General features: G+C 53.2%; 17 protein-coding genes and 4 tRNA genes. 15 read left to right on the top strand and 6 right to left on the bottom strand.

What is annotated here, in order from left to right; translation table 11 throughout:
• Positions 1-8: 8 nt before the first annotated feature.
• Together dppD and dppF are read left to right on the top strand one after the other, a co-directional pair.
• Positions 9-992, top strand: a complete 984-nt coding sequence (gene dppD / locus ACTJJI_RS16055; RefSeq protein WP_440654790.1) for a dipeptide ABC transporter ATP-binding protein — start codon at positions 9-11, stop codon at positions 990-992.
• A complete protein-coding gene (gene dppF, locus ACTJJI_RS16050; RefSeq protein WP_014830234.1) occupies positions 989-2,002 on the top strand; it encodes a dipeptide ABC transporter ATP-binding subunit DppF in 1,014 nt (337 codons plus the stop codon). Before dppD ends, dppF begins: the two co-directional genes overlap by 4 nt.
• Before the next feature lie 44 nt (positions 2,003-2,046).
• Here the strand turns inward: dppF and coaA are convergent, their stop codons facing one another.
• Positions 2,047-2,997, bottom strand: coding sequence for a type I pantothenate kinase (gene coaA, locus ACTJJI_RS16045; protein WP_014830235.1), 951 nt, complete (start codon positions 2,995-2,997; stop codon positions 2,047-2,049).
• A 317-nt stretch (positions 2,998-3,314) separates the two neighbouring features.
• On the opposite strand from coaA, the gene ACTJJI_RS16040 reads away from it, so the two are divergent.
• From ACTJJI_RS16040 to rpoC, 13 genes are all read left to right on the top strand, one after another.
• Positions 3,315-3,390 (top strand) — tRNA-Thr (locus ACTJJI_RS16040).
• Between the two features lie 8 nt (positions 3,391-3,398).
• Positions 3,399-3,483: transfer RNA gene (locus ACTJJI_RS16035), tRNA-Tyr, on the top strand.
• Between the two features lie 117 nt (positions 3,484-3,600).
• A tRNA-Gly gene (locus ACTJJI_RS16030) sits at positions 3,601-3,675 on the top strand.
• Between the two features lie 6 nt (positions 3,676-3,681).
• Positions 3,682-3,757 (top strand) — tRNA-Thr (locus ACTJJI_RS16025).
• A gap of 118 nt (positions 3,758-3,875) precedes the next feature.
• Positions 3,876-5,060, top strand: a complete 1,185-nt coding sequence (gene tuf, locus ACTJJI_RS16020) for an elongation factor Tu (protein ID WP_014830236.1) — start codon at positions 3,876-3,878, stop codon at positions 5,058-5,060.
• A gap of 229 nt (positions 5,061-5,289) precedes the next feature.
• Positions 5,290-5,673 (top strand): preprotein translocase subunit SecE, encoded by a 384-nt coding sequence (secE, locus tag ACTJJI_RS16015; protein WP_013094999.1) that lies wholly within the window; start codon positions 5,290-5,292, stop codon positions 5,671-5,673.
• 1 nt (position 5,674) lies between these two features.
• Positions 5,675-6,220 carry a transcription termination/antitermination protein NusG gene (gene nusG, locus ACTJJI_RS16010; protein WP_003862341.1) on the top strand — a complete coding sequence of 182 codons (546 nt, stop codon included), beginning with the start codon at positions 5,675-5,677 and terminating at the stop codon, positions 6,218-6,220.
• Between the two features lie 155 nt (positions 6,221-6,375).
• A complete protein-coding gene (gene rplK, locus ACTJJI_RS16005; protein WP_008503452.1) occupies positions 6,376-6,804 on the top strand; it encodes a 50S ribosomal protein L11 in 429 nt (142 codons plus the stop codon).
• 3 nt (positions 6,805-6,807) lie between these two features.
• On the top strand, positions 6,808-7,512 hold the full coding sequence (rplA, locus tag ACTJJI_RS16000; protein WP_013095000.1) for a 50S ribosomal protein L1: 705 nt from the start codon (positions 6,808-6,810) through the stop codon (positions 7,510-7,512).
• Between the two features lie 292 nt (positions 7,513-7,804).
• Positions 7,805-8,302: a 50S ribosomal protein L10 gene (rplJ, locus tag ACTJJI_RS15995; RefSeq protein ID WP_014830237.1), complete on the top strand. Its 498-nt coding sequence runs from the start codon at positions 7,805-7,807 to the stop codon at positions 8,300-8,302.
• Between the two features lie 66 nt (positions 8,303-8,368).
• Entirely contained in the window at positions 8,369-8,737 is a 369-nt protein-coding gene (rplL, locus tag ACTJJI_RS15990; protein WP_013095002.1) for a 50S ribosomal protein L7/L12, read from the top strand.
• A gap of 319 nt (positions 8,738-9,056) precedes the next feature.
• Positions 9,057-13,085: a DNA-directed RNA polymerase subunit beta gene (gene rpoB / locus ACTJJI_RS15985; RefSeq protein ID WP_014830238.1), complete on the top strand. Its 4,029-nt coding sequence runs from the start codon at positions 9,057-9,059 to the stop codon at positions 13,083-13,085.
• 76 nt (positions 13,086-13,161) lie between these two features.
• Entirely contained in the window at positions 13,162-17,385 is a 4,224-nt protein-coding gene (gene rpoC, locus ACTJJI_RS15980; RefSeq protein WP_440654785.1) for a DNA-directed RNA polymerase subunit beta', read from the top strand.
• 57 nt (positions 17,386-17,442) lie between these two features.
• Here rpoC and ACTJJI_RS15975 read toward each other — a convergent pair whose 3' ends face one another.
• The 5 genes from ACTJJI_RS15975 to thiG form a co-directional block, all read right to left on the bottom strand.
• A complete protein-coding gene (locus ACTJJI_RS15975) occupies positions 17,443-17,760 on the bottom strand; it encodes a PTS lactose/cellobiose transporter subunit IIA (RefSeq protein ID WP_014830239.1) in 318 nt (105 codons plus the stop codon).
• A 3-nt stretch (positions 17,761-17,763) separates the two neighbouring features.
• The gene (locus tag ACTJJI_RS15970) at positions 17,764-18,069 is read right to left on the bottom strand and encodes a PTS sugar transporter subunit IIB (protein WP_014882067.1); all 306 of its coding nucleotides are present in this window, start codon (positions 18,067-18,069) and stop codon (positions 17,764-17,766) included.
• 146 nt (positions 18,070-18,215) lie between these two features.
• Positions 18,216-19,757 carry a sensor domain-containing diguanylate cyclase gene (locus ACTJJI_RS15965; RefSeq protein WP_014830241.1) on the bottom strand — a complete coding sequence of 514 codons (1,542 nt, stop codon included), beginning with the start codon at positions 19,755-19,757 and terminating at the stop codon, positions 18,216-18,218.
• Positions 19,758-20,087: 330 nt separating this feature from the next.
• Positions 20,088-21,221, bottom strand: a complete 1,134-nt coding sequence (gene thiH, locus ACTJJI_RS15960; RefSeq protein ID WP_440654782.1) for a 2-iminoacetate synthase ThiH — start codon at positions 21,219-21,221, stop codon at positions 20,088-20,090.
• Positions 21,218-21,988, bottom strand: coding sequence for a thiazole synthase (gene thiG / locus ACTJJI_RS15955; protein ID WP_014830243.1), 771 nt, complete (start codon positions 21,986-21,988; stop codon positions 21,218-21,220). The genes thiH and thiG overlap by 4 nt, the downstream gene beginning before the upstream one ends.
• Position 21,989 lies beyond the last annotated feature (1 nt).

Raw genomic sequence — 21,989 nt, 5'->3', positions numbered from 1 at the left:
GGCACGAGATGGCGTTATTAAATGTAGATAAATTATCGGTGCACTTCGGCGATGAAGGCACCCCGTTTCGCGCCGTGGACCGCATCAGCTATAGCGTAAATCAGGGCGAAGTGGTTGGCATTGTTGGGGAATCCGGTTCCGGTAAGTCAGTAAGTTCGCTGGCGATTATGGGGCTGATTGATTACCCGGGCCGCGTGATGGCGGAAAACCTGCAGTTCAATGGTCAGGATCTGAAGCGCATTTCCGAGAAACAGCGCCGCCAGCTGGTGGGCGCGGAAGTGGCGATGATCTTCCAGGACCCGATGACCAGCCTGAATCCCTGCTACACCGTAGGCTTCCAGATTATGGAGGCGATCAAGGTTCATCAGGGGGGTAACAAGAAAACCCGTCGTCAGCGCGCGATCGACTTGCTGAACCAGGTGGGGATCCCTGATCCGGCATCGCGCCTTGATGTCTACCCGCATCAGCTTTCCGGCGGGATGAGTCAGCGTGTGATGATCGCGATGGCGATTGCCTGTCGGCCAAAACTGCTGATTGCCGATGAGCCGACCACAGCGCTGGACGTGACCATCCAGGCGCAAATCATCGAGCTGCTGCTGGAACTGCAGCAGAAAGAGAATATGGCGCTGGTGCTGATTACGCACGACCTGGCGCTGGTGGCCGAAGCAGCACACAAAATCATCGTGATGTATGCAGGACAGGTGGTGGAGACCGGAAGTTCGCACGATATCTTCCGCGCACCGCGTCATCCGTATACCCAGGCTCTTTTACGTGCGCTGCCGGAGTTTGCTCAGGACAAAGAGCGTCTGGCGTCGCTGCCGGGCGTTGTCCCGGGCAAATATGACCGACCGCAGGGTTGTCTGCTTAATCCGCGCTGCCCGTATGCGACCGACAAATGCCGTGCAGAAGAGCCTGAGCTGAACCAGCTGGCTGATGGTCGTCAGTCGAAATGCCACTACCCACTCGATGATGCCGGGAGGCCAACACTATGAGTACGCAACAGGCCACCACGCAACAACCGCTGTTGCAGGCTATCGACCTGAAAAAACACTACCCGGTGAAGAAGGGGATTTTTGCCCCTGAGCGCCTGGTGAAAGCGCTGGACGGCGTCTCCTTTACCCTCGAACGCGGCAAAACGCTGGCGGTGGTCGGGGAGTCCGGCTGCGGCAAATCAACCTTAGGCCGTCTGCTGACGATGATTGAAACGCCTACCGGCGGTGAACTCTATTATCAGGGACAGGATCTGCTCAAGCACGATCCGCAGGCGCAGAAGCTGCGCCGCCAGAAAATCCAGATTGTGTTCCAGAACCCGTACGGTTCATTGAACCCGCGCAAGAAAGTGGGGCAGATTCTGGAAGAGCCGCTGCTGATTAACAGTAATCTCAGCAAAGAGCAGCGTCGTGAAAAAGCGCTGGCGATGATGGCGAAAGTCGGCCTGAAAACTGAGCATTACGACCGCTACCCGCATATGTTCTCTGGCGGTCAGCGCCAGCGTATCGCCATCGCCCGTGGTCTGATGCTCGACCCGGACGTAGTGATTGCCGATGAACCGGTCTCAGCGCTCGACGTTTCCGTACGCGCACAGGTGCTGAACCTGATGATGGATCTGCAGCAGGAGCTGGGGCTGTCTTACGTGTTCATCTCCCACGACCTGTCGGTGGTAGAGCATATCGCTGATGAAGTGATGGTCATGTATCTGGGGCGCTGCGTGGAGAAGGGGACAAAAGACCAGATCTTTAATAATCCTCGTCATCCGTACACCCAGGCGCTGCTGTCTGCGACGCCGCGTCTGAATCCGGACGATCGTCGCGAGCGTATTAAGCTGACCGGTGAACTGCCAAGTCCGCTGAATCCACCGCCGGGATGTGCGTTCAACGCCCGCTGCAGCCGCCGCTTTGGCCCTTGCACCCAGCTACAGCCGCAGCTGAAAGATTATCGCGGTCAGTTGGTGGCCTGCTTTGCGGTCGATCAGGATGAAAACGGCGAAAAGCCGCAGGCGTAAACAAAAAAACCGGCGTTAAGCCGGTTTTTTTTATGTCCGCTTACCTATTTCCGCAAACGAATCTGATCGACAGCGTGTTTCTCACTCTTGGTGAGGATCAGGCTTGCACGCTCGCGTGTCGGGAGAATGTTCTCTTTCAGGTTTACGTAGTTGATTTCGTTCCACAGCCCGGTCGCCACCTTAACCGCCTCTTCTTCAGAAAGCTGGGCATAGTGATGGAAATAGGAGTCCGGGTCAGTAAACGCCCCTTCGCGGAACTTCAGGAAGCGGTTGATATACCAGTTTTGCAGCAAATCTTCCGGCGCATCGACATAAATAGAGAAATCGACAAAGTCAGAGACAAACACATGATGTGGATCGTGAGGGTAATCCATCCCGCTTTGCAGAACATTTAACCCTTCCAGAATCAGAATGTCTGGCTGCACCACCGTTTTGTCTCCGCCCGGGATGCGATCGTAGATCAGGTGCGAATAGACCGGCGCCGTGACGTTAGGCACGCCGGATTTCAGGTCAGAGACAAATTTCACCAGACGGTGCATATCATAAGAGAGCGGGAAGCCCTTCTTCTTCATCAGCCCGCGTTCTTTTAAAACCTCATTCGGGTGCAGGAAGCCGTCGGTCGTGATCAGCTCCACGCTGCGGTGTTCTGGCCAGCGGCTCAGGAGAGCCTGCAGGACACGCGCGGTGGTGCTTTTACCCACCGCCACGCTGCCGGCAATACTGATGATATAAGGAATGCGTTGACCGTTGGTACCGAGGAACTGCTCCAGCACCGCCTGACGGCGCAGGTTGGAACTGATATAGAAGTTAAGCAAGCGAGAGAGGGGGAGATAAATTTCTGCCACCTCTTCCAGGGACAGATCTTCGTTTATCCCTTTTAACCGTGCGATTTCACCTTCCGTCAGCGTCATAGGGACGGAATCACGCAGGGCAGCCCACTGGCTGCGGTTAAAGTGAAGATAAGGCGTCATTAACGTTTGCTCTTTTTTGCTCATAAGCATGCTTCAGCGAGCCAGCACAACACTGCCGGATCATGGCTCATCACACAGTTAATTTTGGACAATGGGCAGGAGGTTAACACCAGATGACAGGAATAATAAGAAAAAAGATGGAAAGCGCTGCGTTACGCGGGAGCCATCACGCTACGGTGTATACAGTGCAAAAGCCACGTTTATGTTGAATATTTGACCGTGAATGACTACTTTTACAGCGCCTGGCGCATACTTCGCATAAAATGTGAGCGAAAGAACGTTTTATGCAAATTTTTAGTTGCATGACCGCGCAGGTATCCATAGAATGCGCGCTACTTGATGCCGACTTAGCTCAGTAGGTAGAGCAACTGACTTGTAATCAGTAGGTCACCAGTTCGATTCCGGTAGTCGGCACCATCAAGTCCGGTGGGGTTCCCGAGCGGCCAAAGGGAGCAGACTGTAAATCTGCCGTCACAGACTTCGAAGGTTCGAATCCTTCCCCCACCACCACTTTCTGGCAGCGTAAATGCCGCCGGAGCTGGTTTAAAAGCTGAATCAGCTCGAACTTAAAAAGAGAGAAATCTCTTTTTTTGTTACAGAAAGAACTGGGTAGCCGAGTTTCAGGATGCGGGCATCGTATAATGGCTATTACCTCAGCCTTCCAAGCTGATGATGCGGGTTCGATTCCCGCTGCCCGCTCCAATACGTGCTGATATGGCTCAGTTGGTAGAGCGCACCCTTGGTAAGGGTGAGGTCCCCAGTTCGACTCTGGGTATCAGCACCACTTCACTTCTCCTTCCCGTTTCTCTCTGTTTCAATTTTACTTTATTCAACAGTTCAGGCATTTCGCCTGGTTGATGTGGTGATATCACCGATTTATCCGTGTCTTAGAGGGACAATCGATGTCTAAAGAAAAGTTTGAACGTACAAAACCGCACGTTAACGTCGGTACTATCGGCCACGTTGACCATGGTAAAACAACGCTGACCGCTGCAATCACTACCGTTCTGGCAAAAACCTACGGTGGTTCTGCTCGTGCATTCGACCAGATCGATAACGCACCAGAAGAAAAAGCTCGTGGTATCACCATCAACACCTCTCACGTTGAATATGACACCCCGACTCGCCACTACGCACACGTAGACTGCCCAGGCCACGCCGACTATGTTAAAAACATGATCACCGGTGCTGCGCAGATGGACGGCGCGATCCTGGTAGTTGCTGCGACTGACGGCCCAATGCCTCAGACTCGTGAGCACATCCTGCTGGGTCGTCAGGTAGGCGTTCCTTACATCATCGTGTTCCTGAACAAATGTGACATGGTTGATGACGAAGAGCTGCTGGAACTGGTAGAGATGGAAGTTCGTGAACTGCTGTCTCAGTACGATTTCCCAGGCGACGACACTCCAATCGTTCGTGGTTCCGCGCTGAAAGCGCTGGAAGGCGACGCAGAGTGGGAAGCGAAAATCATCGAACTGGCTGGTTTCCTGGATTCTTACATCCCAGAACCAGAGCGTGCGATTGATAAGCCATTCCTGCTGCCAATCGAAGACGTATTCTCCATCTCCGGTCGTGGTACCGTTGTTACCGGTCGTGTAGAGCGCGGTATCATCAAAGTGGGTGAAGAAGTTGAAATCGTTGGTATCAAAGAGACTGCGAAGTCTACCTGTACTGGCGTTGAAATGTTCCGCAAACTGCTGGACGAAGGCCGTGCTGGTGAGAACGTTGGTGTTCTGCTGCGTGGTATCAAACGTGAAGAAATCGAACGTGGTCAGGTACTGGCGAAGCCAGGCTCAATCAAGCCACACACTAAGTTCGAATCTGAAGTGTACATCCTGTCCAAAGACGAAGGCGGCCGTCATACTCCGTTCTTCAAAGGCTACCGTCCACAGTTCTACTTCCGTACAACTGACGTGACCGGTACCATCGAACTGCCAGAAGGCGTAGAGATGGTAATGCCAGGCGACAACATCAAGATGGTTGTGACTCTGATCCACCCAATCGCGATGGACGACGGTCTGCGTTTCGCAATCCGTGAAGGTGGCCGTACCGTTGGCGCGGGCGTGGTTGCTAAAGTTCTCGGCTAATTGCTGATAACATTTGACGCAATGCGCAATAAAAGGGCATCATTTGATGCCCTTTTTGCACGCTTTCACGCCAGAACCTGGCTCATCAGTGATTATTTTTGTCATAATCATTGCTGAGACAGGCTCTGCAGAGAGCGTATAATTCGAAAAGCGAATTAGCATTTCGATTTGGTTTGCCTCGCGATCGCGGGGTGAAAATGTTTGTAGAATACTTCTGACAGGTTGGTTTATGAGTGCGAATACCGAAGCTCAAGGGAGCGGGCGCGGCCTGGAAGCGATGAAATGGGTAGTGGTAGCCGTTCTGCTGATCGTGGCGATCGTCGGCAACTATCTTTATCGTGACATTATGCTGCCGCTACGCGCGCTTGCAGTGGTAATTCTGATTGCTGCAGCGGGTGGTGTCGCGCTGTTGACGACAAAAGGCAAAGCGACTGTCGCTTTTGCACGCGAAGCGCGTACCGAAGTCCGCAAGGTAATTTGGCCGACTCGCCAGGAAACATTGCACACCACGCTGATCGTAGCGGCGGTAACCGCTGTAATGTCACTGATCCTGTGGGGACTGGATGGTATTCTGGTTCGCCTGGTATCCTTTATCACTGGCCTGAGGTTCTGAGATGTCTGAAGCCCCTAAAAAGCGCTGGTACGTCGTTCAGGCGTTTTCCGGTTTTGAAGGCCGCGTAGCAACGTCGCTGCGTGAGCATATCAAATTACACAACATGGAAGAGTTATTTGGCGAAGTTATGGTTCCGACCGAAGAAGTGGTCGAGATCCGTGGCGGCCAGCGCCGTAAAAGCGAGCGCAAATTCTTCCCGGGTTACGTGCTGGTTCAGATGGTTATGAACGACGCGAGCTGGCACCTTGTGCGCAGCGTACCGCGCGTAATGGGCTTTATCGGCGGCACGTCTGACCGTCCGGCGCCAATCAGCGACAAAGAAGTCGATGCGATTATGAACCGCCTGCAACAGGTGGGTGATAAGCCGCGTCCTAAAACGCTGTTTGAACCGGGTGAAATGGTTCGTGTTAATGACGGTCCGTTTGCTGACTTTAATGGCGTGGTCGAAGAAGTGGATTATGAGAAATCCCGCCTGAAAGTGTCTGTTTCTATCTTCGGTCGTGCGACCCCGGTAGAGCTGGACTTTGCCCAGGTAGAAAAAGCCTAAGCAGCGATCAAAAAAGCGACGATTTAATCGTTGCACAAGGCGCGAGATTGGAATACAATTTCGCGCCTTTTGTTTTTATGGGTCACGGCCCGTAAAACGATTTTATTCACGGGGAGCCTCCCTGAGGCGCTATCACCCAATCAGAGGATTTTAGAATGGCTAAGAAAGTACAAGCCTACGTCAAGCTGCAGGTTGCAGCTGGTATGGCGAACCCAAGTCCACCAGTTGGTCCAGCTCTGGGTCAGCAGGGTGTGAACATCATGGAATTCTGTAAAGCGTTTAACGCCAAAACTGAATCCCTGGAAAAAGGTCTGCCAATCCCAGTCGTCATCACTGTTTACGCTGACCGTTCTTTCACTTTCGTTACCAAAACCCCTCCAGCAGCAGTTCTGCTGAAGAAAGCGGCTGGTATCAAGTCTGGTTCCGGTAAACCGAACAAAGACAAAGTGGGTAAAATTTCCCGCGCTCAGCTGCAGGAAATCGCGCAGACCAAAGCTGCCGACATGACTGGTGCCGACATTGAAGCGATGACTCGCTCTATCGAAGGTACTGCACGTTCCATGGGCCTGGTAGTGGAGGACTAAGAAATGGCTAAACTGACCAAGCGCATGTCCGTGATCCGTGACAAAGTTGATGCGACCAAACAGTACGACATCAACGAAGCTATCGCTCTGCTGAAAGAACTGGCTACCGCTAAGTTCGTTGAAAGCGTTGACGTTGCTGTTAACCTGGGCATCGATGCTCGTAAATCTGATCAGAACGTTCGTGGTGCAACTGTACTGCCACACGGTACTGGCCGTTCCGTTCGCGTAGCTGTATTTACTCAGGGTGCAAACGCAGAAGCTGCTAAAGCTGCTGGCGCTGAACTGGTAGGTATGGAAGATCTGGCTGACCAGATCAAAAAAGGCGAAATGAACTTTGACGTTGTTATCGCATCTCCAGATGCAATGCGCGTTGTTGGCCAGCTGGGCCAGGTTCTGGGTCCACGTGGCCTGATGCCAAACCCGAAAGTGGGTACTGTAACGCCTAACGTTGCTGAAGCGGTTAAGAACGCTAAAGCAGGTCAGGTTCGTTATCGTAACGACAAAAACGGCATCATCCACACCACCATCGGTAAAGTGGACTTCGACGCTGACAAACTGAAAGAAAACCTGGAAGCTCTGCTGGTTGCGCTGAAAAAAGCAAAACCAACTCAGGCGAAAGGCGTGTACATCAAGAAAGTTAGCATCTCCACCACCATGGGTGCAGGTGTTGCAGTTGACCAGGCTGGCCTGAGCGCTGCTGCAAACTAATGCCTTTACGTGGGCGGTGATTTTGTCTACAATCTTACCCCCACGTTTGCTAACGAAAGTTAGCGGCTAAAAGAATTGTTCGTTGGAGCCTGGCCTAATCCAGGCCTCCGTCGAAGACCGCAGGTGTTTCGCAAGAGACTTAATCCCCTGCGTAGACGGTGACAGAACGCTAAGATTATTTTTGGATATTCTGGCTTGTTTCTGCTCACCGTATTAAGACGCTCTTTCCGTTGGGAAGAGTGAAGTGAGTTCCGGAACATGAGTTCCGGCAAACATCCAGGAGCAAAAGCTAATGGCTTTAAATCTTCAAGACAAACAAGCGATTGTTGCTGAAGTCAGCGAAGTAGCCAAAGGCGCGCTGTCTGCAGTAGTTGCGGATTCCCGTGGCGTAACTGTAGATAAAATGACTGAACTGCGTAAAGCAGGTCGTGAAGCTGGCGTTTACATGCGTGTTGTTCGTAACACCCTGCTGCGCCGTGCTGTTGAAGGTACCTCTTTCGAGTGCCTGCAAGACACGTTTGTTGGTCCGACCCTGATTGCATACTCTATGGAACACCCGGGCGCTGCTGCTCGTCTGTTCAAAGAGTTCGCGAAAGCGAATGCAAAATTTGAGGTCAAAGCCGCTGCCTTTGAAGGTGAGCTGATCCCGGCGTCTCAGATCGACCGCCTGGCAACTCTGCCGACCTACGAAGAAGCAATTGCACGCCTGATGGCAACCATGAAAGAAGCTTCGGCTGGCAAACTGGTTCGTACTCTGGCTGCTGTACGCGATGCGAAAGAAGCTGCTTAATCGCAGTTATCTTTATAAAGCATCTGCTTACGTATAAACTTATTCTGATATTCAGGAACAATTTAAATGTCTATCACTAAAGATCAAATCATTGAAGCAGTATCCGCTATGTCCGTAATGGACGTTGTTGAGCTGATCTCTGCAATGGAAGAAAAATTCGGTGTTTCTGCTGCTGCTGCTGTAGCTGTTGCTGCTGGCCCAGCTGCTGACGCTGCTGAAGAGAAAACTGAATTCGACGTAATTCTGAAAGCTGCTGGCGCGAACAAAGTTGCAGTAATCAAAGCTGTTCGTGGCGCTACCGGTCTGGGTCTGAAAGAAGCTAAAGACCTGGTAGAATCTGCTCCAGCTGCGCTGAAAGAAGGCGTGAGCAAAGACGACGCAGAAGCACTGAAAAAATCTCTGGAAGAAGCTGGCGCTGAAGTTGAAGTTAAATAAGCCAACTTTTCTGGTTGCAGCCTAAGTAATTAGGCTGATGGCTGGTGACTTTTTAGTCACCAGCCTTTTTGCGCTGTAAGGCCTCGGTAGCATTTCACACTGTTTGACTATCGATGTGTCTTTCAATGCTTGTTTCTATCGACGACTTAATATACTGCGACAGGGTGCTCGCTCTGTGTAAATCGCAATGAAATGGTTTAAGCGTGATAGCAACAGGTATTGCGGAAAGTATTCAATTTTCCGGTCCACAAAATGGTGTTGCACAAACTGTCCCTTCGTCGGACAGATGGGTCGACTTGTCAGCGAGCTGAGGAACCCTATGGTTTACTCCTATACCGAGAAAAAACGTATTCGTAAGGATTTTGGTAAACGTCCACAAGTTCTGGACATTCCATATCTCCTTTCTATCCAGCTTGACTCGTTCCAGAAGTTTATCGAGCAAGATCCTGAAGGGCAGTACGGTCTGGAAGCAGCCTTCCGTTCCGTGTTCCCAATTCAGAGCTACAGCGGTAACTCCGAGCTGCAGTACGTCAGCTACCGCCTTGGCGAACCGGTGTTTGACGTTCAGGAATGTCAGATCCGTGGCGTGACCTATTCCGCACCGCTGCGCGTAAAACTGCGTCTGGTGATCTACGAGCGCGAAGCGCCGGAAGGCACTGTTAAAGACATTAAAGAACAAGAAGTCTACATGGGTGAAATTCCACTCATGACAGACAACGGTACTTTCGTAATCAACGGTACTGAGCGTGTTATCGTTTCCCAGCTGCATCGTAGCCCGGGCGTCTTCTTCGACAGCGATAAAGGTAAAACACACTCTTCCGGTAAAGTACTGTATAACGCGCGCATCATTCCTTACCGTGGTTCATGGCTGGACTTCGAGTTCGATCCAAAAGACAACCTGTTTGTCCGTATCGACCGTCGTCGTAAACTGCCTGCAACCATCATTCTGCGTGCACTGAACTACACCACTGAGCAGATCCTGGACCTGTTCTTTGAGAAAGTGATCTTTGAAATCCGCGACAACAAGCTGCAGATGGAGCTGGTGCCGGAACGTCTGCGTGGTGAGACCGCGTCGTTCGACATCGAAGCCGACGGCAAAGTGTATGTGGAAAAAGGTCGCCGTATTACCGCGCGCCACATCCGTCAGCTGGAAAAAGATGATATCAAACACATCGAAGTTCCGGTTGAATACATTGCAGGAAAAGTAGCCGCGAAAGATTACGTTGATGAATCAACTGGCGAGCTGATCTGCCCGGCGAACATGGAGCTGAGCCTGGATCTGCTGGCTAAGCTGAGTCAGGCTGGTCACAAACGTATCGAAACGCTGTTCACCAACGATCTGGACCACGGTCCGTACATCTCTGAGACTGTACGCGTCGACCCAACCAACGATCGTCTGAGCGCGCTGGTAGAAATCTACCGCATGATGCGTCCTGGTGAGCCACCAACTCGCGAAGCGGCTGAAAGCCTGTTCGAGAACCTGTTCTTCTCTGAAGACCGCTACGATCTGTCTGCGGTTGGTCGTATGAAGTTCAACCGTTCTCTGCTGCGCGATGAGATCGAAGGTTCCGGTATCCTGAGCAAAGACGACATCATCGAAGTGATGAAGAAGCTCATCGATATCCGTAACGGTAAAGGCGAAGTGGACGATATCGACCACCTCGGCAACCGTCGTATCCGTTCTGTAGGTGAAATGGCGGAAAACCAGTTCCGCGTTGGCCTGGTACGTGTAGAGCGTGCGGTGAAAGAGCGTCTGTCTCTGGGCGATCTGGATACCCTGATGCCTCAGGATATGATCAACGCCAAGCCGATTTCTGCCGCCGTGAAAGAGTTCTTCGGTTCCAGCCAGCTGTCTCAGTTCATGGACCAGAACAACCCGCTGTCTGAGATTACGCACAAACGTCGTATCTCTGCACTCGGCCCAGGCGGTCTGACTCGTGAACGCGCAGGCTTCGAAGTTCGAGACGTACACCCGACGCACTACGGTCGCGTATGTCCAATCGAAACCCCTGAAGGTCCAAACATCGGTCTGATCAACTCCCTGTCCGTGTATGCACAGACAAACGAATACGGTTTCCTTGAGACCCCGTACCGTAAAGTGACTGATGGTGTTGTTACCGACGAAATTCATTACCTGTCTGCTATTGAAGAAGGCAACTACGTTATCGCTCAGGCGAACTCCAACCTGGATGACGAAGGCCACTTTGTAGAAGATCTGGTTACCTGCCGTAGCAAAGGCGAATCCAGCTTGTTCAGCCGCGACCAGGTTGACTACATGGACGTATCCACCCAGCAGGTGGTATCCGTCGGTGCGTCCCTGATCCCATTCCTGGAACACGATGACGCCAACCGTGCATTGATGGGTGCGAACATGCAACGTCAGGCCGTTCCAACTCTGCGTGCTGATAAGCCGCTGGTTGGTACCGGTATGGAACGTGCTGTTGCCGTTGACTCCGGTGTTACTGCAGTGGCTAAGCGTGGCGGTACCGTTCAGTACGTTGACGCATCCCGTATCGTTATCAAAGTTAACGAAGACGAGATGTATCCGGGCGAAGCGGGTATCGACATCTACAACCTGACCAAATACACCCGTTCTAACCAGAACACCTGTATCAACCAGATGCCTTGCGTATCTCTGGGTGAGCCAGTAGAGCGCGGCGACGTGCTGGCAGACGGTCCGTCCACCGACCTCGGTGAACTGGCGCTCGGTCAGAACATGCGCGTAGCGTTCATGCCGTGGAACGGTTACAACTTCGAAGACTCCATCCTCGTCTCCGAGCGTGTGGTACAGGAAGATCGTTTCACCACCATCCACATTCAGGAACTGGCCTGTGTGTCCCGTGACACCAAGCTGGGGCCAGAAGAGATCACCGCTGACATCCCTAACGTGGGTGAAGCTGCGCTCTCCAAACTGGATGAATCCGGTATCGTTTACATCGGTGCGGAAGTGACCGGCGGCGACATTCTGGTTGGTAAGGTAACGCCGAAAGGTGAAACCCAGCTGACGCCAGAAGAGAAACTGCTGCGTGCAATCTTCGGTGAGAAAGCGTCTGACGTTAAAGACTCTTCTCTGCGCGTACCAAACGGTGTTTCCGGTACGGTTATTGACGTTCAGGTCTTCACCCGTGACGGCGTTGAGAAAGACAAACGTGCGCTGGAAATCGAAGAGATGCAGCTCAAACAGGCTAAGAAAGACCTGTCTGAAGAACTGCAGATCCTCGAAGCGGGTCTGTTCAGCCGTATCTATGCGGTACTGGTTGCCGGTGGCGTTGAAGCTGAGAAGCTCGACAAACTGCCACGCGATCGCTGGCTGGAACTGGGCCTGACCGACGAAGAGAAACAAAATCAGCTGGAACAGCTGGCTGAGCAGTATGACGAACTGAAACACGAGTTCGAGAAAAAACTCGAAGCGAAACGCCGCAAAATCACTCAGGGCGACGATCTGGCACCAGGCGTGCTGAAGATTGTTAAGGTGTATCTGGCTGTTAAACGTCAGATCCAGCCTGGTGATAAGATGGCAGGTCGTCACGGTAACAAGGGTGTTATCTCTAAGATCAACCCGATCGAAGATATGCCGCACGATGCTAACGGTACGCCGGTAGATATCGTACTGAACCCGCTGGGCGTACCGTCTCGTATGAACATCGGTCAGATTCTGGAAACCCACCTGGGTATGGCTGCGAAAGGTATCGGCGACAAGATTAACGCCATGCTGAAACAGCAGGAAGAAGTCGCGAAACTGCGCGAATTCATCCAGCGTGCCTACGATCTGGGTACCGATGTACGTCAGAAAGTCGACCTGAACACCTTCAGCGATGAAGAAGTGCTGCGTCTGGCAGAGAACCTGCGCAAAGGTATGCCAATTGCAACGCCGGTATTCGACGGTGCAAAAGAAGCTGAAATTAAAGAGCTGCTGCAACTGGGTGGTCTGCCAACGTCTGGTCAGATTACGCTGTTTGACGGCCGTACCGGTGAACAGTTCGAGCGTCCGGTAACCGTAGGTTACATGTACATGCTGAAACTGAACCACCTGGTCGACGACAAAATGCACGCTCGTTCTACCGGTTCTTACAGCCTGGTTACTCAGCAGCCGCTGGGTGGTAAGGCACAGTTCGGTGGTCAGCGCTTCGGGGAGATGGAAGTGTGGGCGCTGGAAGCATACGGCGCAGCATACACCCTGCAGGAAATGCTCACCGTTAAGTCTGATGACGTGAACGGTCGTACCAAGATGTATAAGAACATCGTGGACGGCAACCATCAGATGGAACCGGGCATGCCAGAGTCCTTCAACGTACTGTTGAAAGAGATTCGTTCGCTGGGTATCAACATCGAACTGGAAGACGAGTAATTCTCGCTCAAACAGGTCACTGCTGTCGGGTTAACGCCCGACAGCAGAGTGTGCTAACTCCGACGGGAGCAAATCCGTGAAAGACTTATTAAAGTTTCTGAAAGCGCAAACTAAAACCGAAGAGTTTGATGCGATCAAAATTGCTCTGGCTTCGCCAGACATGATCCGTTCATGGTCTTTCGGTGAAGTTAAAAAGCCGGAAACCATCAACTACCGTACGTTCAAACCTGAGCGTGACGGCCTTTTCTGTGCACGTATTTTCGGGCCAGTAAAAGATTACGAGTGCCTGTGCGGTAAGTACAAGCGCCTGAAACACCGTGGTGTGATCTGTGAGAAGTGCGGCGTTGAAGTGACCCAGACCAAAGTGCGCCGTGAGCGCATGGGCCACATCGAGCTGGCGTCTCCAACTGCTCACATCTGGTTCCTGAAATCTCTGCCGTCCCGTATCGGCCTGCTGCTGGATATGCCGCTGCGCGATATCGAACGTGTTCTGTACTTCGAATCTTATGTGGTTATCGAAGGCGGGATGACGAACCTGGAACGTCACCAGATCCTGACTGAAGAGCAGTATCTGGACGCGCTGGAAGAGTTCGGTGACGAATTCGACGCGAAGATGGGTGCGGAAGCTATTCAGGCCCTGCTGAAGAGCATGGATCTGGAGCAAGAGTGCGAGCAGCTGCGTGAAGAGCTGAACGAAACCAACTCCGAAACCAAGCGTAAAAAGCTGACCAAGCGTATCAAACTGCTGGAAGCGTTCGTTCAGTCTGGTAACAAGCCAGAGTGGATGATCCTGACCGTTCTGCCGGTTCTGCCGCCAGATCTGCGTCCGCTGGTTCCGCTGGATGGTGGTCGTTTCGCAACGTCCGATCTGAACGATCTGTATCGTCGCGTGATCAACCGTAACAACCGTCTGAAACGTCTGCTGGATCTGGCTGCGCCGGATATCATCGTACGCAACGAAAAACGTATGCTGCAGGAAGCGGTAGATGCCCTGCTGGATAACGGTCGTCGCGGTCGTGCGATCACCGGTTCTAACAAACGTCCTCTGAAATCTTTGGCCGACATGATCAAAGGTAAACAGGGTCGTTTCCGTCAGAACCTGCTCGGTAAGCGTGTTGACTACTCCGGTCGTTCTGTAATCACCGTAGGTCCATACCTGCGTCTGCATCAGTGCGGTCTGCCGAAGAAAATGGCACTGGAGCTGTTCAAACCATTCATCTACGGCAAACTGGAGTTGCGAGGACTCGCCACCACCATCAAAGCCGCTAAGAAAATGGTTGAGCGTGAAGAAGCTGTCGTTTGGGATATCCTGGACGAAGTGATCCGCGAACACCCGGTACTGCTGAACCGTGCACCAACCCTGCACCGTCTGGGTATCCAGGCATTTGAGCCAGTCCTGATCGAAGGTAAAGCTATCCAGCTGCACCCGCTGGTCTGTGCGGCGTATAACGCCGACTTCGATGGTGACCAGATGGCTGTTCACGTACCGCTGACGCTGGAAGCCCAGCTGGAAGCGCGTGCGCTGATGATGTCTACCAACAACATCCTGTCTCCAGCGAACGGTGAACCAATCATCGTTCCTTCTCAGGACGTTGTATTGGGTCTGTACTACATGACCCGTGACTGTGTTAACGCTAAAGGCGAAGGCATGGTGCTGACTGGCCCGAAAGAAGCTGAGCGTATTTATCGCGCTGGCCTGGCCTCTCTGCATGCGCGCGTTAAAGTGCGTATCACTGAATATGAAAAAGATGCTAACGGCGAATTCGTTGCGAAAACCAGCCTGAAAGACACGACTATCGGCCGTGCTATTCTGTGGATGATCGTACCGAAAGGTCTGCCTTTCTCCATCGTCAACCAGGCGCTGGGTAAGAAAGCGATCTCCAAAATGCTGAACACTTGTTACCGCATTCTGGGTCTGAAGCCGACGGTTATCTTCGCTGACCAGACAATGTATACCGGCTTTGCTTATGCAGCGCGTTCAGGTGCATCTGTTGGTATCGATGACATGGTCATCCCAGAGAAGAAACACGAGATCATCTCTGAAGCGGAAGCGGAAGTTGCGGAAATCCAGGAGCAGTTCCAGTCTGGTCTGGTCACCGCGGGCGAACGCTACAACAAAGTTATCGATATCTGGGCTGCGGCGAACGATCGTGTATCCAAAGCGATGATGGATAACCTGCAAACTGAAACCGTGATTAACCGTGACGGCGTGGAAGAGCAGCAGGTTTCCTTCAACAGCATCTACATGATGGCCGACTCCGGTGCGCGTGGTTCTGCAGCACAGATTCGTCAGCTGGCAGGTATGCGTGGTCTGATGGCGAAGCCAGATGGCTCCATCATCGAAACGCCAATCACCGCGAACTTCCGTGAAGGTCTGAACGTACTCCAGTACTTCATCTCCACGCACGGTGCGCGTAAAGGTCTGGCGGATACCGCACTGAAAACAGCGAACTCCGGTTATCTGACGCGTCGTCTGGTTGACGTTGCGCAGGATCTGGTGGTGACCGAAGACGATTGTGGAACCCTTGAAGGTATCACCATGACCCCGGTTATCGAGGGGGGTGATGTTAAAGAGCCACTGCGCGATCGCGTACTGGGTCGTGTAACCGCGGAAGACATTCTGAAGCCGGGTACCGCAGACATTCTGGTTCCACGCAACACGCTGCTGCACGAACAGTGGTGTGACCTGCTGGAAGCGAACTCTGTTGACTCCGTGAAAGTGCGTTCCGTTGTATCCTGTGACACCGACTTTGGTGTATGTGCGCACTGCTACGGTCGTGACCTGGCGCGTGGCCACATCATCAACAAAGGTGAAGCCATCGGCGTTATCGCGGCACAGTCCATCGGTGAGCCGGGTACACAGCTGACGATGCGTACGTTCCACATCGGTGGTGCGGCATCTCGTGCGGCTGCTGAATCCAGCATCCAGGTGAAAAACAAAGGTAGCATCAAGCTTAGCAACGCGAAATCGGTTGTGAACTCCAGCGGTAAACTGGTTATCACTTCTCGTAACACCGAGCTGAAGCTGATCGACGAATTCGGTCGTACCAAAGAGAGCTATAAAGTGCCTTACGGTGCTGTTATGGCGAAAGGTGATGGCGAGCAGGTTGCCGGCGGGGAAACCGTTGCAAACTGGGATCCACACACCATGCCAGTTATCACCGAAGTAAGTGGTTTCATCCGCTTCACTGACATGATCGACGGCCAGACCATTACTCGTCAGACTGACGAGCTGACCGGTCTGTCTTCTCTGGTGGTTCTGGATTCTGCTGAACGTACTACTGGCGGTAAAGATCTGCGTCCTGCACTGAAAATCGTTGATGCTCAGGGTAACGACGTTCTGATCCCAGGTACCGATATGCCTGCGCAGTACTTCCTGCCAGGTAAAGCGATTGTCCAGCTGGAAGATGGCGTACAGATCAGCTCTGGTGACACCCTGGCGCGTATTCCTCAGGAATCCGGCGGTACCAAGGACATCACCGGTGGTCTGCCACGCGTTGCGGACCTGTTCGAAGCTCGTCGTCCGAAAGAGCCGGCAATCCTGGCTGAAATCAGCGGTATCATCTCCTTCGGTAAAGAGACCAAAGGTAAACGCCGTCTGGTTATCACCCCGGTAGATGGCAGCGAGCCGTACGAAGAGATGATTCCTAAGTGGCGTCAGCTCAACGTGTTCGAAGGTGAACGTGTAGAACGTGGTGACGTGGTTTCCGACGGTCCAGAAGCGCCGCACGACATCCTGCGTCTGCGTGGTGTGCATGCTGTTACGCGTTACATTGTTAACGAAGTACAGGACGTATACCGTCTGCAGGGCGTTAAGATTAACGATAAACACATCGAAGTTATCGTTCGTCAGATGCTGCGTAAAGCGACCATCGAGAACGCGGGCAGCTCCGAGTTCCTGGAAGGCGAGCAGGTTGAGTACTCACGCGTCAAGATCGCTAACCGCGAACTGGAAGCGAACGGCAAAATCGGTGCGACCTTCTCGCGCGATCTGCTGGGTATCACCAAAGCGTCTCTGGCAACCGAGTCCTTCATCTCTGCAGCATCGTTCCAGGAAACCACTCGTGTCCTGACCGAAGCCGCTGTTGCAGGTAAACGTGATGAACTGCGCGGTCTGAAAGAGAACGTTATCGTGGGTCGTCTGATCCCGGCGGGTACCGGTTATGCGTACCATCAGGATCGTATGCGTCGTCGTGCTGCAGGCGAACTGCCAGCTGCACCGCAGGTGACTGCTGAAGATGCATCCGCGAGCCTGGCAGAGCTGCTGAACGCAGGTCTGGGCGGTTCCGAGAACGAGTAATCGTTGATGCAGTAAATAAAAAACCCGCCTCGGCGGGTTTTTTTACAGCTGTAGCTTTTAATTTAGCAACGGGATGCGTCGATAAAGCTCAATCATATCGCCCGCCAGATCCTGGATGACCATCGCGTTCATCAGGTGATCCTGAGAGTGGACGGTAATCAGGTTAACCGGAAGCTTCCCGGAACCTTCATCAAGACCAATAAGCTGTGTCTGGATCGTGTGCGCATGTTTCACATATTCGCGCGATTCTTCCATCGCTTTTTCGGCTTCGTCAAAATCACCCTTGCGAGCCATCTGCAACGCCGTCAGGGCAGCACTGCGCGCCGCACCCGCGTTGACCAGCAGTTCCATGATCGTTGTTTCTAAATCTTCCACGGGTCATTCCAGCAGTTTGAGCGCTTTTTCCAGTACGGCATCACCTTTCATCATGCCGTAATCCATCATGTCGATCACCGCGACCTTTTTTCCCAGCGGGTCGGCCTGGGCCTGAAGTTTCGCCTGCTCGTATTTAACCTGTGGCCCCAGTAATACGATGTCGGCCGTCGCGATGTTATCTTTAAACTCCGCGACCGGAACGGCTTTAATGGTTACTTCAACCCCTTTTTTCTGCGCGGCGTCTTTCATACGTTGAACCAGCATGCTGGTTGACATTCCCGCTGCACAGCATAAAACGATGTTCTTCATAGTCAGCCTCGATCTACATGTGTTTATTGATAATTATCCCGTGCAGACCGCTTCAACAACCGCTTTACCGCGATTGTGTGTCTGGCATCACAAAGAAATCGGCATTTTTCTGAAACCGGTTACAATTTTGCGTCGAGCAGAGAAAATCAGCCGACGGACGTTCGAATAATGCGGTTTTTTCCCTGCTGTTTCGCGCTGTAGAGTGCGTTATCTACACTCCCTACAAGCTGCTCCAGCGGTTCGAAATGCCATTCTCCCAGACCGGCGCTGAACGTAACCCGCAGGTTTTCTTCCCGCCAGACGCGTCTTTCAACGGCGGTACGCCACGCGTCCAGTAACGAGAATGCGGCAGCGATCTGCTCGGCCTGGAAAATCACCGCGAACTCTTCTCCACCGTAGCGGTAAACCGAGACGTTATGCGGCTGCATTATCTGGATCCCTTCACGCGCCACGTTACGCAGGACGATATCACCGCTCAGGTGACCCCAGGTGTCGTTAATCGATTTGAAGTTGTCGATATCAATCAGCGCCAGGGCGAAAGGCTGGTGGGCACTCAGTAACTCATTCACATCGCTATCAAACGCCCGGCGGTTTTTGCAGCCGGTGAGTGCATCGTGAGTTGCCTGGCGCACATAGGCCATCTCACGTTCTTTATTGGACTGGATGGTATGGCTAAGCATCGCTTCCAGACGCGGTGCCTGGCTGACGTCGCCGGTTTTGATGGCGTTGATAATCGTCATCAGCACGGTACGTGACGCATGACGCAGGTACAGACCGAAGAGGATGATAATGATGGCCGCCAGCGCAAAGCCCCAGCCGACGATGGTCGTTTCATGGCGGGTGATATCGGTGAGGGTCGCGCCCGATACCCGGTAGATGACAAACCAGTCCGGGTTAGTGAAGGAGTAGTAGTAATACCAGGCTTTGGTTTTCTTATCATACAGATGGCCTTCGCCGCTGGTCATTTTGTCCATCAGCGCTTCGCTCACATAGTGTTTGAAGAGCGCACCCGTGTCAGGGTGAAGCACCACAGCACCGTCGCGTTCGACGACAAAAAACTCCCCCTGCACAGGCGCCACCATTTGACGAAGGGTAAACCCCATGGAGGTCAGATCAAGATGAAAAGCGATTGTGCCCTTCAGCCTGCCTTCTGGCGAAATCAAGGGCTTGTACAGCGTCACAGTCGGGTGACCGGTGAAATAGTCCATGTAGGGACGGGTATAGTGACTGAAGATGCTGGCTTCCGCCTGGGCGATAAACCACGGACGCGTCCGGGGATCGAACGTTTTGCTCTTTTCCGTGGGGAGCACCTCCGGCGCGCGCAGATAACGCCCCTCGGTGTCTGTCAGAGAGATGGAAGAAACGGTCGGCATCAGGTTCTGCAAATGCATCAACATCTGTAGTCCCTGCGTCGGATTGACGATCAGGGTCTCGTTCAGCGTGTCGTTACGCGAAAAGTATATTGCCGAACGCCCAAGGATATAGTCGTTTTCACGCAGGATAGATTCGGTGTAGTTCACTGCAAGGTTGTGGGTAAAGTTACCATTAATTTTATGATAATCCTCAAGAAAATCCTTTTGTTGTGAAAGGGTAACCACGACCGCGATCAGCGCAAAACTGCACAGGATCCCTGCAAAGCTAACCATAATGGGTCGGGTAAAAGAGAGTTTTCTGCTGTGAAGTGCCATGAGTTGTACATCAATCCTGATGGTGAGTTTTTTCGTTTGCCGACATCCTCTCAGCATAGTCGCTGCCCTGCGGTTAGTTGTGAATTATACGGAACACGATTTCAGGCGAGATGATTTATCTTAAGAATCACTAAGAAAATACTCATTAAACTGGCCGGGGGCGTATGTGCAAAGAATCAGAGGCAGGGCGAAACGAGGAAGAAGCTTTTCGCCCTGGACAGCTTCCGTTGCTGACGGTATGACAATAAAAAAACCGGACGACAGCTGACAATCATCCGGTTGTGACTCTCCAGAGCGCCTCGACAATTTTTTACCGGCTTGCAGTTCGTTTCAACGTATTTGCGAGGCTCTTCCCAGCCAGCTGTCCCAGTCTTTCCAGACCGGTTGTAATCCCTGAGCGGTCAGGGCTGCAGCGACCGCGTCCGGACGTCGTCCATCATGTGGCGCGAATTGTTCCAGCTCCGGATGGTCATCGGCATAGCCGCCTGGCTGCGTTTTTGAGAACGCACTGACGTTGTTAATCGCAAGCGGGATCACGCGATCGCGAAACGCAGGAGATTCACGCGTCGAGAGGGATAATTCAACCTCCGGGGCGAGCAGGCGAAACGCGCAGATGGCCTGGACCAGCTGACGTTCGTCCATCACCGAAGCGGGTTCAACACCCCCAGTACACGGGCGTAATCGGGGGAAGGAGATGGAGTAACGGCTCTGCCAGTAGTGCTGCTGCAGCCATAGCAGGTGTTCCGCCACCATATAGCAATCCACTCGCCAGCTATCGGATAGCCCAATCAGCGCCCCCAGACCGATTTTGTCGATCCCCGCACGGCCCAGCCTGTCCGGGGTCTCCAGCCGGAAGAAGAAATCCTGTTTCTTTCCCTTCAGGTGATGCCGGGCATACGTCGCCTCGTGGTAGGTTTCCTGATACACCATCACTCCGTCCAGCCCGAGGGCTTTAAGCTCCGCGTATTCGTCCTGCGACAGGGGCTGAACCTCCAGCTGTAGCGACGCGAACTGCCGATGAATAGCCGGAAGGTGCTGTCGAAAATAGTCCATCCCGACTTTGCCCTGGTGTTCACCCGTGACCAGCAGGAGATGCTCAAAGCCCATCTCACGGATGGCGGCACACTCACGGGCGATTTCGCCCTCATCGAGTGTTTTCCGCTTGATGCGGTTGCTCATGGAGAAGCCGCAGTAGGTGCAGTCATTGGCGCACAGGTTGGAGAGATAGAGCGGGACGTAAAAGCTCACCGTGTTGCCAAAACGCTGGCGGGTGAGCCTCTGAGCGCGCTGGGCCATCGGCTCAAGAAAGGTGCTCGCCGCCGGAGAGAGCAGGGCCATCATATCGTCGCGGGACAGATGACGGGCTTGTAAGGCGCGCTCCACATCAGCCTGCGTTTTACTGTTGATGCGCAGGGCAATATCGTCCCAGTCAAGTTGCCGCCAGCGATCGGTAAAGGTGATCATGAGAGCGCCTCCAGAAAACCGGTCAGCGGGCTGGTGGCCTGTGCCTGAAAACTGCGCGTTCCCGGGCCGGACTCTCGTGCCAGCAAGCCGGCCTCCACCGCCATGCGGAACGCGCGCGCCATCATGATCGGGTCGTCGGCTACCGCAATGGCCGTATTCACCAGCACCGCATCGGCTCCCATCTCCAGCGCCTGTGCGGCATGGCTTGGCACGCCAATACCTGCATCCACCACCACCGGCACGGTGGCCTGTTCAATGATGATCTCCAGCATGGCGCGGGTCTCCAGGCCCTGATTAGAACCAATTGGGGCGCCCAGTGGCATGACGGCAGCGCAGCCGACCTCTTCCAGCCGTTTACACAGCACGGGATCGGCTCCGCAGTAGGGCAGAACGGTAAAGCCTTGCTGCACCAGTTTTTCCGCCGCTTTCAGCGTTTCGATGGGGTCGGGTAACAGCCAGCGCGCATCCGGGTGAATTTCCAGTTTCAGCCAGTGGGTACCCAACGCTTCACGGGCCAGCTGAGCCGCAAAAATCGCCTCTTCAGCCGTTTTCGCACCCGAAGTATTGGGCAGCAGGGTAACGCCAGCATCCAGCAACGGTGCCAGAATGGCGTCGCTGTGATGGCGCAAATCGACGCGCTTGAGCGCCAGCGTTACCAGCTGGCTGCCGCTTTCACGGATGGCATCCACCATCAGCTGCGGCGAGGCGAATTTTCCGGTTCCGGTAAACAGATGTGAATCAAAGATTTTATCAGCAATACGTAACATC

It is taken from the genome of Enterobacter sp. 22466 (assembly GCF_052044775.1).
Taxonomy (GTDB): Bacteria; Pseudomonadota; Gammaproteobacteria; order Enterobacterales; family Enterobacteriaceae; genus Enterobacter; species Enterobacter dissolvens.
Note: the sequence above shows the minus strand (reverse complement) of the source record. Positions and strands in the feature narration are given on the sequence as shown.

Excerpts from the sequence above, each read along its gene's own strand:
- dppD (WP_440654790.1), top strand. The coding sequence starts at position 9 with ATGGCGTTATTAAATGTAGATAAATTATCGGTGCACTTCGGCGATGAA.
- dppF (WP_014830234.1), top strand. The coding sequence starts at position 989 with ATGAGTACGCAACAGGCCACCACGCAACAACCGCTGTTGCAGGCTATC.
- coaA (WP_014830235.1), bottom strand. The coding sequence starts at position 2,997 with ATGAGCAAAAAAGAGCAAACGTTAATGACGCCTTATCTTCACTTTAAC.
- tuf (WP_014830236.1), top strand. The coding sequence starts at position 3,876 with ATGTCTAAAGAAAAGTTTGAACGTACAAAACCGCACGTTAACGTCGGT.
- secE (WP_013094999.1), top strand. The coding sequence starts at position 5,290 with ATGAGTGCGAATACCGAAGCTCAAGGGAGCGGGCGCGGCCTGGAAGCG.
- nusG (WP_003862341.1), top strand. The coding sequence starts at position 5,675 with ATGTCTGAAGCCCCTAAAAAGCGCTGGTACGTCGTTCAGGCGTTTTCC.
- rplK (WP_008503452.1), top strand. The coding sequence starts at position 6,376 with ATGGCTAAGAAAGTACAAGCCTACGTCAAGCTGCAGGTTGCAGCTGGT.
- rplA (WP_013095000.1), top strand. The coding sequence starts at position 6,808 with ATGGCTAAACTGACCAAGCGCATGTCCGTGATCCGTGACAAAGTTGAT.
- rplJ (WP_014830237.1), top strand. The coding sequence starts at position 7,805 with ATGGCTTTAAATCTTCAAGACAAACAAGCGATTGTTGCTGAAGTCAGC.
- rplL (WP_013095002.1), top strand. The coding sequence starts at position 8,369 with ATGTCTATCACTAAAGATCAAATCATTGAAGCAGTATCCGCTATGTCC.
- rpoB (WP_014830238.1), top strand. The coding sequence starts at position 9,057 with ATGGTTTACTCCTATACCGAGAAAAAACGTATTCGTAAGGATTTTGGT.
- ACTJJI_RS15970 (WP_014882067.1), bottom strand. The coding sequence starts at position 18,069 with ATGAAGAACATCGTTTTATGCTGTGCAGCGGGAATGTCAACCAGCATG.
- ACTJJI_RS15965 (WP_014830241.1), bottom strand. The coding sequence starts at position 19,757 with ATGGCACTTCACAGCAGAAAACTCTCTTTTACCCGACCCATTATGGTT.
- thiH (WP_440654782.1), bottom strand. The coding sequence starts at position 21,221 with ATGATCACCTTTACCGATCGCTGGCGGCAACTTGACTGGGACGATATT.
- thiG (WP_014830243.1), bottom strand. The coding sequence starts at position 21,988 with ATGTTACGTATTGCTGATAAAATCTTTGATTCACATCTGTTTACCGGA.